Source organism: Paenibacillus sp. FSL M7-0896 (genome assembly GCF_037975415.1).
GTDB lineage: Bacteria > Bacillota > Bacilli > Paenibacillales > Paenibacillaceae > Paenibacillus_AQ > Paenibacillus_AQ silagei.
In genome coordinates this window covers 4,443,446-4,457,952 of the sequence record NZ_CP150250.1, presented here as the reverse complement: position 1 = coordinate 4,457,952, position 14,507 = coordinate 4,443,446, and the positions used below count along the sequence as shown (strand labels likewise).

Annotated in this window: 17 protein-coding genes; all 17 read left to right on the top strand. The window is 53.6% G+C overall.

Annotated features, from left to right (window positions below; genetic code table 11):
• Positions 1 to 33: 33 nt before the first annotated feature.
• The 17 genes from trpD (at position 34) to MKY12_RS19180 (ending at position 14,426) form a co-directional block, all read left to right on the top strand.
• A complete protein-coding gene (gene trpD, locus MKY12_RS19260; protein WP_339310376.1) occupies positions 34 to 1,074 on the top strand; it encodes an anthranilate phosphoribosyltransferase in 1,041 nt (346 codons plus the stop codon).
• Positions 1,064 to 1,894: an indole-3-glycerol phosphate synthase TrpC gene (gene trpC, locus MKY12_RS19255; RefSeq protein WP_339249328.1), complete on the top strand. Its 831-nt coding sequence runs from the start codon at positions 1,064 to 1,066 to the stop codon at positions 1,892 to 1,894. The genes trpD and trpC overlap by 11 nt, the downstream gene beginning before the upstream one ends.
• Positions 1,887 to 2,567 carry a phosphoribosylanthranilate isomerase gene (locus MKY12_RS19250; protein ID WP_339310374.1) on the top strand — a complete coding sequence of 227 codons (681 nt, stop codon included), beginning with the start codon at positions 1,887 to 1,889 and terminating at the stop codon, positions 2,565 to 2,567. Before trpC ends, MKY12_RS19250 begins: the two co-directional genes overlap by 8 nt.
• Positions 2,564 to 3,763: a tryptophan synthase subunit beta gene (gene trpB, locus MKY12_RS19245; protein WP_076079183.1), complete on the top strand. Its 1,200-nt coding sequence runs from the start codon at positions 2,564 to 2,566 to the stop codon at positions 3,761 to 3,763. Before MKY12_RS19250 ends, trpB begins: the two co-directional genes overlap by 4 nt.
• Positions 3,760 to 4,584 (top strand): tryptophan synthase subunit alpha, encoded by an 825-nt coding sequence (trpA, locus tag MKY12_RS19240; protein WP_209869978.1) that lies wholly within the window; start codon positions 3,760 to 3,762, stop codon positions 4,582 to 4,584. The genes trpB and trpA overlap by 4 nt, the downstream gene beginning before the upstream one ends.
• 23 nt (positions 4,585 to 4,607) lie before the next feature.
• The gene (gene hisC / locus MKY12_RS19235; protein WP_339310371.1) at positions 4,608 to 5,705 is read left to right on the top strand and encodes a histidinol-phosphate transaminase; all 1,098 of its coding nucleotides are present in this window, start codon (positions 4,608 to 4,610) and stop codon (positions 5,703 to 5,705) included.
• Between the two features lie 58 nt (positions 5,706 to 5,763).
• Positions 5,764 to 6,858, top strand: coding sequence for a prephenate dehydrogenase (locus MKY12_RS19230; RefSeq protein WP_339310369.1), 1,095 nt, complete (start codon positions 5,764 to 5,766; stop codon positions 6,856 to 6,858).
• An 851-nt stretch (positions 6,859 to 7,709) separates the two neighbouring features.
• The gene (locus MKY12_RS19225; RefSeq protein WP_036727278.1) at positions 7,710 to 8,297 is read left to right on the top strand and encodes a sigma-70 family RNA polymerase sigma factor; all 588 of its coding nucleotides are present in this window, start codon (positions 7,710 to 7,712) and stop codon (positions 8,295 to 8,297) included.
• 152 nt (positions 8,298 to 8,449) lie between these two features.
• Positions 8,450 to 8,893, top strand: a complete 444-nt coding sequence (locus MKY12_RS19220; protein WP_051478164.1) for a hypothetical protein — start codon at positions 8,450 to 8,452, stop codon at positions 8,891 to 8,893.
• A gap of 149 nt (positions 8,894 to 9,042) precedes the next feature.
• Complete coding sequence (locus MKY12_RS19215) at positions 9,043 to 9,630, top strand: histidine phosphatase family protein (protein WP_339310367.1); 588 nt, start codon at positions 9,043 to 9,045, stop codon at positions 9,628 to 9,630.
• A gap of 89 nt (positions 9,631 to 9,719) precedes the next feature.
• Entirely contained in the window at positions 9,720 to 10,808 is a 1,089-nt protein-coding gene (locus MKY12_RS19210; protein ID WP_339310366.1) for a hypothetical protein, read from the top strand.
• Between the two features lie 11 nt (positions 10,809 to 10,819).
• Complete coding sequence (locus tag MKY12_RS19205) at positions 10,820 to 11,326, top strand: gamma carbonic anhydrase family protein (protein WP_076079189.1); 507 nt, start codon at positions 10,820 to 10,822, stop codon at positions 11,324 to 11,326.
• 18 nt (positions 11,327 to 11,344) lie between these two features.
• Positions 11,345 to 11,524 (top strand): IDEAL domain-containing protein, encoded by a 180-nt coding sequence (locus MKY12_RS19200; protein WP_036698090.1) that lies wholly within the window; start codon positions 11,345 to 11,347, stop codon positions 11,522 to 11,524.
• A gap of 124 nt (positions 11,525 to 11,648) precedes the next feature.
• A complete protein-coding gene (locus tag MKY12_RS19195; protein WP_339249314.1) occupies positions 11,649 to 12,074 on the top strand; it encodes a DUF2487 family protein in 426 nt (141 codons plus the stop codon).
• A 221-nt stretch (positions 12,075 to 12,295) separates the two neighbouring features.
• Entirely contained in the window at positions 12,296 to 12,850 is a 555-nt protein-coding gene (locus MKY12_RS19190; protein WP_036727269.1) for a ubiquinol-cytochrome c reductase iron-sulfur subunit, read from the top strand.
• A gap of 5 nt (positions 12,851 to 12,855) precedes the next feature.
• A complete protein-coding gene (locus MKY12_RS19185; RefSeq protein ID WP_036727267.1) occupies positions 12,856 to 13,527 on the top strand; it encodes a cytochrome b6 in 672 nt (223 codons plus the stop codon).
• A 23-nt stretch (positions 13,528 to 13,550) separates the two neighbouring features.
• Entirely contained in the window at positions 13,551 to 14,426 is an 876-nt protein-coding gene (locus MKY12_RS19180) for a c-type cytochrome (RefSeq protein ID WP_339249311.1), read from the top strand.
• Positions 14,427 to 14,507 lie beyond the last annotated feature (81 nt).

The following is a 14,507-nucleotide window of genomic DNA, read 5'->3' as shown; positions in this document are numbered from 1 at the left end:
ATAAAACTTAAAAATTTTAGGAGGACATGAACTATGGAAGCAAGCCAGTTACTACAATCAGGAATTGCCGGTTTAATCGAGGGAAAGGATCTTACCCGTACACAGGCCCGCGAGATTATGGGCACGATTATGGAAGGTGCAGCTTCACCCGCACAGATCGGATCGCTGTTGACCGCGCTGCGGATCAAAGGCGAGACCGTTGAAGAAATCACCGGCTTCGCAGAGGCGATGCGCGGTTTCGGCACACAGGTGCTTACCGAGCGGAGCCAGCTGCTGGACACCTGCGGCACGGGCGGCTCCGGTATTCATAAATTCAATATCTCCACAGCTTCGGCGATCATCTCTTCCGCTGCTTCTGTAAGAGTGGCGAAGCATGGCAACCGTTCGGCGTCCGGGAGAGCGGGCAGTGCAGATGTGCTGGAAGCGCTCGGCGTCAATATTCATCTGAATGCAGAGCAGGCGCGGCAATGTCTGGACAGTATCGGCATCTGCTTCCTGTTCGCTCAAATCTATCATCCGTCCATGAAGCATGCCGCTGCTCCCCGCCGTGAGCTGGGTGTGCGGACGGTCTTCAATATGCTGGGCCCGCTGACCAATCCGGCCGGAGCAGACCGGCAGCTGATGGGCATTTATGACCGCAATAAGACAGAGACGGTTGCCAAGGTCCTGGGTGAGCTCGGCTCCAAGCGGGCGATGATTGTGAGCAGCCTGGACGGCCTGGATGAGATCAGCATCTCGGCACCGACGCAGGTCTCCGAGCTGAAGCAGGGCGTAGTCACCACCTACGAAATTAAACCGCAGGAGCTTGGCCTCAGCCAGCATCCGCTGGAGGACGTCATGGGCGGCGATGCTGCTGAGAATGCGGCGATTATCACTACAGTGCTGGAGGGTAATATCAATCCGTATCGTGATATCGTACTGGCGAATGCCGGGGCCTGCATCTATGTCGCCGGTCTGGCGGATACACTTAAGGAAGGCGTGGACCGTGCCAGAGAGGTTGTGGATTCAGGGGCGGCCCTGCGCAAGCTGGAACAGTTAAAAGCGATGACAAAGGAGCTTGATTATGTATCTTGACCGGATTGTTGCCACGAAAGTGAAAGAGGTAGAAGCGTTAAGCCAGCAATTCTCGCTCGCCGCGGCGGAGCGCTCCATTGCCGCATTGCCTGCTACCAGAGGCTTCCGCAGCGCTCTGACTGAACGCCGGAACCGGGAGATGGGGCTGATCGCCGAGGTGAAGAAGGCCTCGCCGTCCAAGGGGCTGATAAGGGCCGATTTTGATCCGGTGACGATTGCCCGGGGCTATGAAGCGGCAGGAGCCGATTGCCTGTCCGTGCTGACGGACAAGGATTATTTTCAGGGCAGCGGCGTGTATCTGCAGCAGGTAAGAGAGGCGGTGAAGCTTCCGCTGCTGCGCAAGGACTTCATTATCGATGAGAAGCAGATCTACGAGGCCCGCCTGCTTGGCGCGGATGCGATTCTGCTGATTGCGGCCATTCTGACCCCGCAGCAGCTCGCAGGGTTCACCGACTCCGCTGCCGCGCTTGGACTCGATATCCTGATTGAGGTCCATGACCGCACTGAACTGGAGACGGTACTGTCTACTGGTAAGGCTGAACATCCCGGCGTTCTGCTGGGCATCAATAACCGGAATCTCAAGACGTTCGAAACCTCACTCTCCGCTACGGAGGAGCTGGCAGCTTTGCTGCCCGCCGGTCTTCCGGTAATCAGCGAGAGCGGGATTACAGGGCCGGAAGATATTGCGTATCTCCGCAAGACACGGGCAACCGGTGTGCTGGTCGGAGAATACCTGATGCGCCAGCCGGATGTAGAGCAGGCGGTCCATCAGCTGCTCGGTCCGCTTCCTGCCGGGAAGGACCGTGTGCAACGTGACTGAACCTCTCGTAAAAATCTGTGGACTTCAGGGCGTTGAAGTGCTAAAATCTATGAATAGTTTGCCGCTCGATTATGTGGGTCTGGTGTTTGCGCCCAGCCGCCGCAGGGTTACTACTGATGTGGCTGCGGAGCTGATTGCAGAGCTGGGCAACTGGAAGTCTGAGCCTGCGCCCCGACCGGTGGGCGTATTCGTTAACCCCGGCCTTTCCGAGCTGGCAGAGCTGCTGAGAACTGTACCGCTGGATGTTGTGCAGCTTCATGGACAAGAGAGTCCGCAGTTCTGCGCAGAGGTCAAGGCGGCTTTTCCCCAGGTTAAGGTCTGGAAGGCCCTTTCGGTAGCCGGACGTAATCCTGAAGCAGGGGATGAGGTTCAACCTCTGCTGGACAGCTATGCGGGCACCATTGATGCGCTGCTGCTGGATACCTATGATCCGCAGGAGCGCGGCGGTACGGGCCGCACATTTGATTGGGAGCAGATTCCCTTATACCAGCAAGCGGCGGCGAAGCATGCGCTGCCTTTATTTATAGCCGGAGGCTTGCATCCGGACAATGTGAACGAGCTGCTGGACGGATACGCCCCTTATGGCGTGGATGTCTCCAGCGGAGTTGAGAGTAACGGCAGTAAGGACATTGCCAAAATGACAGCTTTCGTAGAAAGGGTGAAGCAATCATGATACAAGTACCAGACAAAAATGGACGTTTTGGTTCTTTTGGAGGCCGCTTCGTTCCTGAGACCTTGATGACTGCACTGATCGAGCTGGAAGAGGCTTACAATAAATTCTCGGCAGACCCGGCCTTTCAGGAGGAAATAGATTATCTGCTCAAGCAGTATTCGGGCCGCGAGACCCCGCTGTATTATGCAGAGCGGCTAAGCAAGGAGCTTGGCGAGGCCAAGATCTATCTGAAGCGGGAGGACCTCAATCATACAGGCGCCCACAAGATCAACAACGCTATCGGACAAGGCATCCTGGCCAAAATGATGGGTAAAACCAAGGTGATTGCCGAAACCGGCGCAGGCCAGCACGGAGTAGCGACAGCTACGGTAGCTGCCTTGCTCGGTATGGAATGCAAGGTGTTCATGGGTGAAGAGGATACCCGCCGCCAGGCGCTGAATGTCTTCCGCATGAAGCTGCTCGGGGCAGAGGTTATTCCGGTGACCTCCGGCTCCAGAACGCTGAAGGATGCCGGGAATGAGGCGCTCCGCTACTGGGTGAGCAATGTGGAAGATACGTTCTATGTGCTTGGCTCTGCGGTTGGTCCCCATCCGTATCCGATGATGGTCCGCAACTTCCAGCGGATTATCGGGGATGAGACCCGCCGCCAGATTCTGGAGGCGGAAGGGCGCCTGCCGGATTTGCTGGTTGCCGCAGTAGGCGGAGGCAGCAATGCTATCGGCATGTTCTACCCGTTCATGGAGGATGAGCAGGTGGCAATGATTGGTGTTGAAGCCGCCGGTAAAGGCGTAGACACTCCGTTCCATGCAGCAACCATGAGCAAGGGAAGCCATGGCGTGTTCCAGGGCTCGCTGAGCTATCTGCTGCAGGATGAGCATGGACAGGTCATCGAGGCCCATTCCATATCGGCCGGACTCGATTATCCGGGCGTGGGGCCTGAGCATTCCTATCTCAAGGACATTCACCGTGCCCAGTATGTGCCGGTGACCGATGCGGAAGCGCTGGATGCGCTGAAGCTGCTCTGCGTGACGGAAGGGATTATTCCCGCTCTGGAATCAGCTCATGCCATTGCCCATGTGGTGAAGCTTGGCAAGACGCTGACCAAGGATGATATTGTGGTGATCTGCCTGTCAGGACGCGGCGACAAAGATGTGGAATCCATTATGGCTTATACGGAAGGGGCGGAGCAGCAATGACAACCGAAACGACGAACCGGATGGACCTGACGTTTAACCGGCTGAAGGCGGAAGGCCGTACTGCCCTTATTCCGTTCTTAACCGTAGGCGATCCTGATCTTGAGACGACGCTGGATATTATTGCCGAGCTGGAGGCAGCGGGAGCGGATATTCTGGAGCTGGGCGTTCCTTACTCCGATCCGCTGGCCGACGGTCCGGTCATCCAGCGGGCGTCTGCAAGAGCGCTGCGCAGCAAGGTTCATCTGCGCACCTGCATGGAGACGGCGCTGAAGGCCCGGCAGGCAGGCAGTGAACTGCCGTTCATCCTGTTCACGTATTACAATCCGGTGATGCAGATGGGGCTGGATACGTTTTTTGCGGAGCTGAATGCCCATGAGATCAGCGGGCTGATCATCCCTGACGTGCCGGTGGAGGAATCGGAGGACCTGCGTGCACGCAGCCGTGCCGCCGGAGTGAATCTTATTCCGCTCGTGGCCCCGACCTCCAGCGAACGGATTGCCCGGATCGTATCCGGCGCGAGCGGCTTCGTCTATTGTGTATCCTCGCTCGGTGTAACCGGGGAGCGCTCAAGCTTCCACAGCGGAGTAGATGAGTTCATTGCGTCCGTCCGCCGGTCTACGGACCTGCCTGTTGCTGTAGGATTCGGGATCTCCACTGGAGAACAGGTATCCCGTTTTGCGAAGATCTGTGATGGTGTAGTAGTCGGAAGCGCCATTGTCCGCAAGGTGGAGGAGGTTATTCCCCTGCTGTCCCAGCCGCAGACGAGAAGCGCCGGACTGTTGCAAATTCGTGAATTTGTGGCACAATTAAGACCTAATTAATATTTGGAGAGCGAGGATCACCCATGAATCCAAAACCGAATATCGTTGACCTTCCTGTCTACAAGCCGGGGAAGCCGATTGAAGAAGTCAAGAAGGAGCTGGGCTTAAGCGAAGTCATTAAGCTGGCATCCAACGAGAACCCTTACGGGGCTGCACCAAGTGCGAAGGCCGCTATTGTAGCGGAGCTGGATAATCTCTTTTTATACCCGGACGGCTCTGCCGCTGAGCTGACAGCGACACTGGCTAAGCATCTGGGCGTTACGGGTGAGCGTATTATTTTCGGATGCGGATCTGATGAGATTATTGCTCTGATTGCCCGTGCCTTCTTCCTGCCCGGTGACGAGACGATTATGGCCGATCAGACCTTCTCCGTATATAAGAGCAATGCGGATATCGAAGGGGCTATAACTATAGAAGTCCCGCTTAAAGACGGAACGCATGATCTGGATGCAATGCTGGCGAAGATTACAGACCGGACCAAGATCATCTGGATCTGCAATCCCAATAATCCAACCGGTACCATTGTGCCCGAGGACGCCCTGATTTCGTTCCTGGATGCAGTACCTGCCGGCGTGATGGTAGTCCTGGATGAAGCCTATTACGAATATGTAACGGATCTCAGCTACACCGACGGCATTAAGCTGATCGACAAATACCCTAATCTGGTAGTCCTTCGTACCTTCTCCAAGATCTATGGTCTTGCGGCGCTCCGTATCGGCTATGGTGTGGCCAGCAGCCAGGTAATCTCCCTGATTAATCAGGTGCGCGAGCCGTTCAATACGACCCGCCTGGCTCAGGTGGCGGCGGCGGCAGCACTCTCCGATCAGGAATATGTGCAGCAGTGCCGTGCGCTTAACAGTGCAGGGATTGTGCAGCTTGAGGCGGAATTCGCGCGTCTCGGGCTTACGTCGTTCCCGGCTCACGGGAACTTCATTATGGTGGATGTACGCAAGCCGGCTGCTGAAGTCTTCGATACGCTGCTGCGTCAGGGAATCATCGTCAGAACAGGCTTCCACCGGTATCCGACCTACCTGCGGGTGACCATCGGCTCCGCCGAGCAGAACACAGCCTTCGTAGCTGCCCTGGAGCAGGCGCTGAAGGAGCAGGAAGTTCGCGCATAACCGTGAGGGCTCAGCAGCTGGATTGACGATACCACAGAAGGCAGGTAGTACTAAGAACATGACGACAAAAATAGCAATTTTCGGTGTCGGCCTGATCGGCGGCTCACTGGCCCTTTGCTTCAAAGGCAAGGAGGGTCTGACCGTTGTAGGCCATGCCCACCGCCCTGAATCTGCTGCTAAATATGTGAGCAGAGGTGTGGTTGATCAGGCTACATTATCACTTGAGGAAGCTGCACTGGATGCGGATTATATTTTTCTGTGTGTGCCGGTAGGCATGCTTGAGGACTATCTTCAGCGGTTAAGCAGGCTGCCGCTGAAGCCGGGCTGTATTATTACGGATGTCGGCAGCACCAAGGCCAGCATTGCCGCGTGTGCCCTTACACTGGATATTCCCGGTGTACATTTCATCGGAGGCCATCCTATGGCCGGATCGGAGCGTTCAGGCGTAGAGGCAGCCTCCTCCTTACTGTTTGAGAATGCGTATTACGTGCTTACACCTCCGCCTGGCGTGCCGGAAGCTGCCTACCAGGCTCTGGAGTCGCTCCTGCTGCATACGAGAGCGCAGATAGTCCGGCTTGATCCGGAGCGCCACGATGAGATTGTTGGAGCGATCAGCCATCTGCCGCATATTATTGCGGTAGCCCTGGTGAATCAGATTCATGCATACGATCATTCGGACTCGTTGTACAGCACGCTGGCTGCGGGGGGCTTCCGTGATATTACCCGCATTGCTTCGAGCGATCCGATCATCTGGCGCGATATTCTGCTGAATAACCGCTCTGTGATGCTGCGGCTGCTGAAGGATTGGAACGATGAGGTGTCCTCGTTCATCCATCTGCTGGAGAGCGGGGATGGCGCAGGGATCGAGTCGGCCTTCCAGGAGGCGAATCAATTCCGCAGCCAGCTTCCTGAGCGGCGCAAGGGCATGATCACTCCGCTGTTCGATCTGCATATTGATGTTCCCGATCACCCCGGCATTATCGGCCGGATTGCTACGGAGCTGGGCGACCAGGGCATCAACCTTAGCAACGTGCAGATTATTGAGAGCCGCGAGGATGTTCCCGGGATCATGCGCTTGTCCTTCCGCCAGGAGAACGATATGGAGCGGGCCAGAATTCTGCTGCAGGAGAATGATTATACCGTATATATGTAAAATATATGTAGAAAGCAAAATAAGAGCCGGGGACGGATGCCCCGGCTCTTATTTTTTGAAATTAACAGCTTCCTCCAGGAAGCAAGTGGAGAAACGTAACTTAATTCAGCAATAGTTGCCGGATATCAGGAAGCAAGTGGAAAAACAGCAACTAATATTGCTAGTTTCCGCCATGCTGTGGGAGAGGCGAGGAAATAAGTGTTGTTTGTCCAACTATTGTGCCGGAAAAGAATAACACATCCTAAATAACTGTAGGAAATCCAATTGCTGCTATCAGAGGGTGTCCCGGCTGCGGCAGTAAACAAGCGGCCAGTAAATACCCAAATGTTCGTAAAAATGGACAAAAAAAAGACCGCTTACATAATAAGCGGTTACAGTTCACAATTTCTTGGAACCGTGTAGTGTTTGGATAGGAGTGGAGAGAAACCATACTGTACTTTTATTATATGTATCCGTTTACATTTTGTCAACACTTTATTTAAAGAAAATAAGACCGCTTTCATCGGACTGTCTGCCCGTCTCTCAAAGTCTATTAATTTCCTCCCGTTAGAAACTATGCTATACTGGGTTAAGTATGTTTATAGATTCCTTCCAAGTATAGGTAACCGCTTGCTGAACAAGTGGAGACGGGCTGTGTTGTCCTGTGAGGAGAATGCTGCCATTCTTCTGTCTTACAAAAGGAATTGAAGGTTGGAAGCCTTAAATAACGGTAAGTTGAATATACATAGGAAGATTGGATTTTTGTGCTGCAAAAAATGAAGGTATGCCGCAACTTTTTGTTACCTGCCCGGTATAAGTAGATACGGACCGGACGGGATTACACGTGCAAGGGCGAGGAGGGCCGACTCACCATGACGGATTCCCAGTTGATCCAGCTAATCAAGCAAGGCGATACAGAATTATATTCGGAACTCATGCGACGATATCAACGCAAAATATTGGCTTTTGTGTACCACATGCTGAAGAACTCCCATATGGAGCTGATTGCCGAAGACCTCTGTTCAGAGACCTTCTACAAAGCCTTCCGGAGTCTTCATTCCTTCCGGGAAGTGGATGCTTCTTTCTCCACATGGCTGTACACCATTGCCCGCAATACAGTGCTCAGTGAGCTTCGCAAGAACCGTGCCGGGAATGTGTCGCTTGAAGAGAGCGGCTATACACCTGTGGCACCGCTTGATGTTGCCCCGGAACAGGCAGCACTGCGCAAGGAACGGATGGAGCTCGTTCGCGAAGCGATTAACAATCTCCCGGAGAAGCAGCGCTCCGCGCTGATTCTGCGTGAATATGATCAGATGGATTATCAGGAAATTGCCGTGATTCTGGATCAGAGCGTCAGCTCAGTGAAGTCACTGCTGTTCCGGGCAAGGAGCAGTGTGAAGCTCCAGCTCGAATCCTATTTCTATGAGCCTGAATTTGAAGAGCAGGCTGAGAGGGTGTAAGGCCTATGAATTGCAGGGAAGCGCAGGATTCCATTCCACACTTGTGGGACGCTCCCCCCACAGATCCCAGGCGGATTAGACTTGAGAGACATATCGCAACCTGCTCCTACTGCAGTGCCGAATGGGCGCTGTGGCAGGAGACCAGTGAGCTTATGCAGGATACAAGATTCGATGTCAGCGATGAGCGGGCAGAAGCGATTAACAGTAAGGTTATGGAGCGGATCTATCTGGAGAGCCCCTGGCTTATGCCCGGTGACGGGAAGTCTGCGGGGAGTTCTACAGTATTCCGGCATCGCTTAAGCCTCTGGATTGCCTGTTTTTTAGCGGTGTTTATCTCAAGCTTCTTATATTTCACCGTGTTCAAGACCCCCTCGAATACGACGGCGGCACAGAGCGGGATCGTCGAGACAGGTGTGGCAGGCTTAACCCTGGACTGGTCTTCTTCATATCCGGTGGAGTCTGAGGGCGGGATTATTGAGCCGCTGGTGGCCAATATGGGCCCTGCACATCCGCAGTACTGGATGGTATTGTCGACGCTGGGCGTCGGATTATCCATATTCCTGCTGGTCCGTCTGAACCGGTACCGCAGACAATGAGAACCCCCTTCCCGAGCATGGAGAAGAGGGTTTTTGATTTGAATACAAGAATGTATGTGTTTCTACTTGTTCTAAAAAAGAAGACATTTGTTTTCATTCGTGTTACATTATTAAGCAAACATAAATAGGGAAGGGAACGGTGATAGGCGATGCTGATCGGCTTAATACGCCATGGGCTGACGGATTGGAATGCAGTAGGTAAAATTCAGGGACAAAGTGATATTCCGCTGAATGATGAAGGCAGGCGGCAGGCTGAGATGCTGGGTGACCGGCTGCTGCAGGAGCCTTATCACTGGGACTATTGTATTACCAGCAGTCTGTCCCGTGCAGCAGAGACCGGCAAGATCGTAGCGGCCAAGCTGGGCATTCCTTTACTTGAGCCGGATGACCGTATCCGTGAGCGTGCCTACGGCCAGGTGGAGGGCATGACAGCCGAAGCCCGTGAAGCCAAGTGGGGCAAGGATTGGAAGCTGCTGTCTCTGGGACAGGAGAGCGATGAGGCACTTCAGGTCCGGGGGCTTGCGTTCCTGGAGGATATTACGGCCCGGTTCCCGGGTAAGAATGTCCTGGTCATCTCCCATGGAGGATTCCTTGCACAGCTCTACACCGCACTCTACAAAGACAAATATTCGGAACGGCTCGGCAATCTCTCACTCACGATTCTGGAGAAGAACGAGCAGGAATGGAATCCTTTATTGTACAACTGTACCCGTCATATTTTACAAAAACAGCATTAACCCGACCCTTCGGGTTATTTTTTTGCGGCAAAAGGAATAAAAAGGGCTGTATTTCCCATAATGGTAGTAAAACAGTGAGGCGATGAGAGATGAATCTGGCGGATATGCTCACTTATGCAGACATTGGTCAGCTGACCGCCATTGCGGGACGCTATCAGTGTGAATGCAAACGGAATTCCAAACATGATTTGATTCAGAGTATATTGATCACCTTGGGCAGCCGGGAGTTCATGGAGTCCCATATTAAGGGGAGTTCTCCGGGAGAGCTGCGTTTGCTGAACAGCCTGCTCTTCGATGAACGCAGCCACTTCAGCCTGGAGGATCTGCTGGCTGCAGCCAGGCAGGCTTCCTTCGATGCCCCGCCCGGCAAAAGCGGTGACTACCGCGAGCTGGTCAGCCGGCTTAAGAACAGCGGCTGGCTGTTCAGCGGAGCTTCCCAGCAGAGCCGGTATCTGTTCCAGGTGCCGCTGGATCTGAAGAAGCGCTTCCGTGAGCAGATGGGCGAGCATTTGCAGGAGCGGATTGTTCCGGGCCCGGAGCCGGCGGTGTACAGGGGGGAGGGGGATTTGCTGGCCGGAGATCTGCTGCTGTTCCTGCGGTATGTGAAGGAGAATGAGCCTGAGCTGAACCAGGAAGGTGCGCTCTATAAGCGCAATCAGCAGGGAGTGATGAATGCGCTGCAGATTGCAGAGCCTTTACTCGGCAAGGGCGGCTGGAGGTTCGGCTACGGCAGGGCTTGTGAGCATTATCCGCCGAGATTTGCCCTGCTGTACGATTATGCCCGCCACCGCCGCTGGATCTCCGAGGAGGGCTACAGGCTGCAGCTTACAGCGGCAGGCGGGCATTTTCTGGCGGAGGGGAAATCGGAAAAGCTGATGCAGTTATTCTCCTTTTGGTTAAGACTGTATAAAGGGGCTATTCCCAATTTGCCTTCGCTGGTCTACTGGATTAGTCTAAGTGCCGGCAGATGGGTGACCACAGCCTCGCTGTCAGAAGGAATCGGCTGGCTGATCAAGCCCTTTTATTACGATGATGCCGCTTCCATTCTCGAACAGCGAATCTTGCGGATGATGCTGCATCTGGGCATGCTTAAGCTTGGTGAGGAACCCGCAGGAACAGTGGTCATGATGACACCCTGGGGATGTGAGGCGGCTGTGCCGAAGCATCTGCTCAGGTAAGGAGGAGAGAGATGCGGATTGCCTATGGGAGTTACATACCGCAGATTGACGAGACAGTCTATGTGGCGGAAGGCGCTAAGCTCGTTGGCGATGTAAGAATAAGCAAACAATCCAGTGTCTGGTTCAACGCCGTACTCCGCGGTGACCTGGCGCCGGTGATCATCGGGGAGCGCTGCAATATTCAGGACGGTGTGGTCGGCCATGTGGCGGACGGATTGCCGCTGATGCTGGAGGATGACATCTCGGTCGGGCATTCAGCAATCATCCACGGCTGCCGGATAGGCAAGGGCACATTAATCGGAATGGGTGCAATTGTACTGAACGGAGCAGAGATTGGTGAATATGCTTTAGTAGGAGCCGGCTCGCTTGTAACCGAGAATACCATCATTCCTCCGTATACGCTCTCCTTGGGCACACCGGCCAAAGTGGTCCGTGAATTGACTGAGCAGGATCTGCTGAGGATGGCACGCACAAGTGAAAGCTATGTGAAAAAAGCATTGGAATACGGAATTTCTTAAACAGCGGAGGTGTATCGAATGGACAAAATGAAGGCTACTTATGAAGTGATGCTGGGGCTGGCTGCGGAAATGGTGTGGGATGAAGCGTTAAGAAAGCGTCGTACCGACATGTTGTACCGGAAGATCGACACGGCGCTGGCTGCTGGTGATGAGGCGGCTTTCCGGAATCTGACTGAAGAACTGAAAAGTTTGGCATAGGAAATGCGCCTGGCGCATTTCTTTTTTTCTGCTGAAATTAAGGATTGCCAAGCCGTATACACTTGTTTATGATGCTTTTAAAGTTAAATGCATGCTGCGGGAAGCGGCTAGAGGGGGCGAATCTATGAAATTCAGTGATTTTGACAGTAGAGCCTGGGAGACCGATGGACAATACTATGATACCTGCATCATTCCGTATAGCGGACTTCAAGGCACGGAGACTCCGCCTGAGACAGTTAAGTTACTTGAACGGCAGCGTGATTTCCTGGAATTGGCCGAGCAACCGTACAAAGGGCGGGTCGTGACTTATCCGGCGGTACAGTATGCAGGGCCTGGAATGACAGTACTGATGAATGAGCTTTGCCGAAAAGTCAAATCCAGCGGCTTCCAGTACGCCATCGTGATGTCTGCCAATGAGGGGCTGCGCAGGGAGGAGATATTTGAAAGCGATTTACTCCTTTGCCTGCCTGAGATAGCGGCCGATTCCAGAGCCTCGGTAAGCGTGTATGTGCGGAGTGAAATCCAGGCCCTATGGGAGAATGGGAAATGAGTTAAATGTGACGGAAAATCAACAATTTATCAAAAAAGCACCTTAAACGCCTGTCACAATTTAGACAATATTCTTGACGGGTTTTAGACCCTAAGCTATGATTAGGATGAACTTATATGAACTGTGATATTTTTCATTGAAAACGGAATTTTTACCTAAAAAACCTATGCAACAACTCTGCAGGTGCCTTCTCACATTTTGAAAAGGGGGTTACATACAGTATGAGCAGCCTTAATGAAGAAGAAGAATCACTTCCGCAAGAACCGCCCAGCCGAAACGAGATGTCACGCAGACAGTTTTTGACCTACACACTAGGAGGGGCTACCGCCTTTATGGGTGCCGGAGTTATCTTGCCGATGGTCCGGTTTGCTGTAGATCCGATTCTGCAGAAAAAAGGCGAGGGAGAATTCATCAAGGTAGCGGAAGCGTCCAAAATTACCGAAGAGCCCCAGGAGTTCACCTTCGAGCTTCCGCAGCAGGACGGATGGTATGCCAGTACAGCGATGCTTACGGCGTGGATTCGTAAAGACGCGAACGGAGATATTTATGCGCTTTCACCGATCTGCAAGCATCTGGGCTGCACCGTAGGCTGGAATAATAACAAGGCGCATCCTGATGAATATCATTGCCCTTGCCATGGCGCCCGCTATACGAAGCAGGGCCGGCAACTGGCCGTGGCTGCCAAGCCCCTGGACCAGTACACCACCAAGATTGACGGAGGCTGGGTATATCTCGGTGAAATCGTCCCTAATACTGTTTCGGCGAAGGAGGCGTGAACGGCGTGTTCAAAAACGTATATAACTGGATTGACGAACGTCTGGATATTACACCGATCTGGAGAGATGTTGCCGACCACGAGGTCCCCGAGCATGTCAATCCCGCACACCACTTTTCAGCCTTTGTCTACTGCTTCGGCGGACTAACCTTCTTCATCACTGTAATACAGATACTCTCAGGAATGTTTCTGACCATGTATTATGTCCCGGATATCATTAATGCCTACGCCAGCGTGGAATATCTGCAGACCAAGGTCGCCTTCGGTAAAATCGTCCGCGGCATGCACCACTGGGGCGCGAGTCTCGTCATTGTCATGATGTTCCTTCATACGATGCGTGTGTTCTTCACCGGTTCGTATAAGGCTCCGCGCGAGATGAACTGGGTAGTGGGGATGCTGATTTTCTTTGTCATGCTGGGACTGGGACTGACCGGTTACCTGCTTCCATGGGACAATAAGGCGTACTTCGCCACCAAGGTTACGCTGGAGATCGCCAATTCGGTTCCATTCATGGGGCCGGTGCTCAAGGAGCTGATGCAGGGCGGCAGTATTGCCGGCGCCGAGACGCTGACCCGGTTCTTCGCCTTACATGTATTCTTCCTCCCGGCGGTTCTGCTTATACTGCTTGTCGGGCACTTCATTATGATCCGCAGACAAGGCATATCCGGTCCGCTGTAAAATAACGTATAGGAGGCACGGTCATGGCACACGGAGACGACTCCAAAGAGAAGGTGATATTCGTCGGGGATTCCCGGGTCCGCAGAGGAAACGGATTCATTACCCCGCCGGATTATACGGCGTATCCGGGCAAATCGGAAGCCTTTATCCCTAACTTTCTGCTCAAGGAATGGATGGTTGGTGTAGTGGTGTTGGTGGGAATTCTGGTTCTGACCATCTCAGAGCCGGCTCCGCTCGGGTTCCCTGCCAATCCGGCAGCAACGGTAATTCCGATTCCCGACTGGTATTTTCTCTTCCTCTATCAGTATTTGAAGCTTCCTTATGCATCAGGTGACTATATCGTGCTGGGAACGCTTGGTGTGACTGGGGTGGCCTTCGGGGCGCTGCTGCTGGCGCCTTTCCTGGATACCGGCCCCGAGCGGCGGTTCTACCGCAGACCGATTGCGTCCTCGCTGATGTTCCTGTCTCTCGCAGCAATCGTCTATTTGACCAACACAGCCTGGACAGAATACAAGCATGAGATGGCTGAAACCGGCCAGATTCCAGAGGATGTACAGCGCGAGGAGAAAGCGGCCGAGAACAGGGCGGCGGGCTTGCCAACCACAAGTGCCGTCAAGCCGAAGGATATTGCCATTGTGGACAAGGATGATCCGGCGATGGCACTCTATAAGCAAGCAACCTGTATAACCTGCCATGCGGTAGATATGAAGGGCTCCGGCAGTTTCCCTTCGCTTCGGGGTGTAGGCGATAAGCATGATAAGGCGGCGATTCTTACTATTATAAAAGAAGGTAAGGGCCAGATGCCGCCAATGGCTGAGACGGCTATGGGGGCAGGGCTGACCGAGCAGGATATCGATGAGCTGGCCGGCTGGCTTGCCAAACAAAAAAGCGGACAGTAAAATAACAGTAACGCAGGACCTGATCGTGTATGCGCTCAGGTTTTTGTTATGTCATGAAGCTTCAACAGTCGGGGGGAAGTT

Excerpts from the sequence above, each read along its gene's own strand:
- MKY12_RS19230 (WP_339310369.1), top strand. The coding sequence starts at position 5,764 with ATGACGACAAAAATAGCAATTTTCGGTGTCGGCCTGATCGGCGGCTCA.
- MKY12_RS19195 (WP_339249314.1), top strand. The coding sequence starts at position 11,649 with ATGAAATTCAGTGATTTTGACAGTAGAGCCTGGGAGACCGATGGACAA.
- MKY12_RS19190 (WP_036727269.1), top strand. The coding sequence starts at position 12,296 with ATGAGCAGCCTTAATGAAGAAGAAGAATCACTTCCGCAAGAACCGCCC.
- trpC (WP_339249328.1), top strand. The coding sequence starts at position 1,064 with ATGTATCTTGACCGGATTGTTGCCACGAAAGTGAAAGAGGTAGAAGCG.
- MKY12_RS19225 (WP_036727278.1), top strand. The coding sequence starts at position 7,710 with ATGACGGATTCCCAGTTGATCCAGCTAATCAAGCAAGGCGATACAGAA.
- MKY12_RS19220 (WP_051478164.1), top strand. The coding sequence starts at position 8,450 with ATGCAGGATACAAGATTCGATGTCAGCGATGAGCGGGCAGAAGCGATT.
- trpA (WP_209869978.1), top strand. The coding sequence starts at position 3,760 with ATGACAACCGAAACGACGAACCGGATGGACCTGACGTTTAACCGGCTG.
- MKY12_RS19180 (WP_339249311.1), top strand. The coding sequence starts at position 13,551 with ATGGCACACGGAGACGACTCCAAAGAGAAGGTGATATTCGTCGGGGAT.
- MKY12_RS19215 (WP_339310367.1), top strand. The coding sequence starts at position 9,043 with ATGCTGATCGGCTTAATACGCCATGGGCTGACGGATTGGAATGCAGTA.
- trpD (WP_339310376.1), top strand. The coding sequence starts at position 34 with ATGGAAGCAAGCCAGTTACTACAATCAGGAATTGCCGGTTTAATCGAG.
- MKY12_RS19210 (WP_339310366.1), top strand. The coding sequence starts at position 9,720 with ATGAATCTGGCGGATATGCTCACTTATGCAGACATTGGTCAGCTGACC.
- hisC (WP_339310371.1), top strand. The coding sequence starts at position 4,608 with ATGAATCCAAAACCGAATATCGTTGACCTTCCTGTCTACAAGCCGGGG.
- MKY12_RS19205 (WP_076079189.1), top strand. The coding sequence starts at position 10,820 with ATGCGGATTGCCTATGGGAGTTACATACCGCAGATTGACGAGACAGTC.
- trpB (WP_076079183.1), top strand. The coding sequence starts at position 2,564 with ATGATACAAGTACCAGACAAAAATGGACGTTTTGGTTCTTTTGGAGGC.
- MKY12_RS19200 (WP_036698090.1), top strand. The coding sequence starts at position 11,345 with ATGGACAAAATGAAGGCTACTTATGAAGTGATGCTGGGGCTGGCTGCG.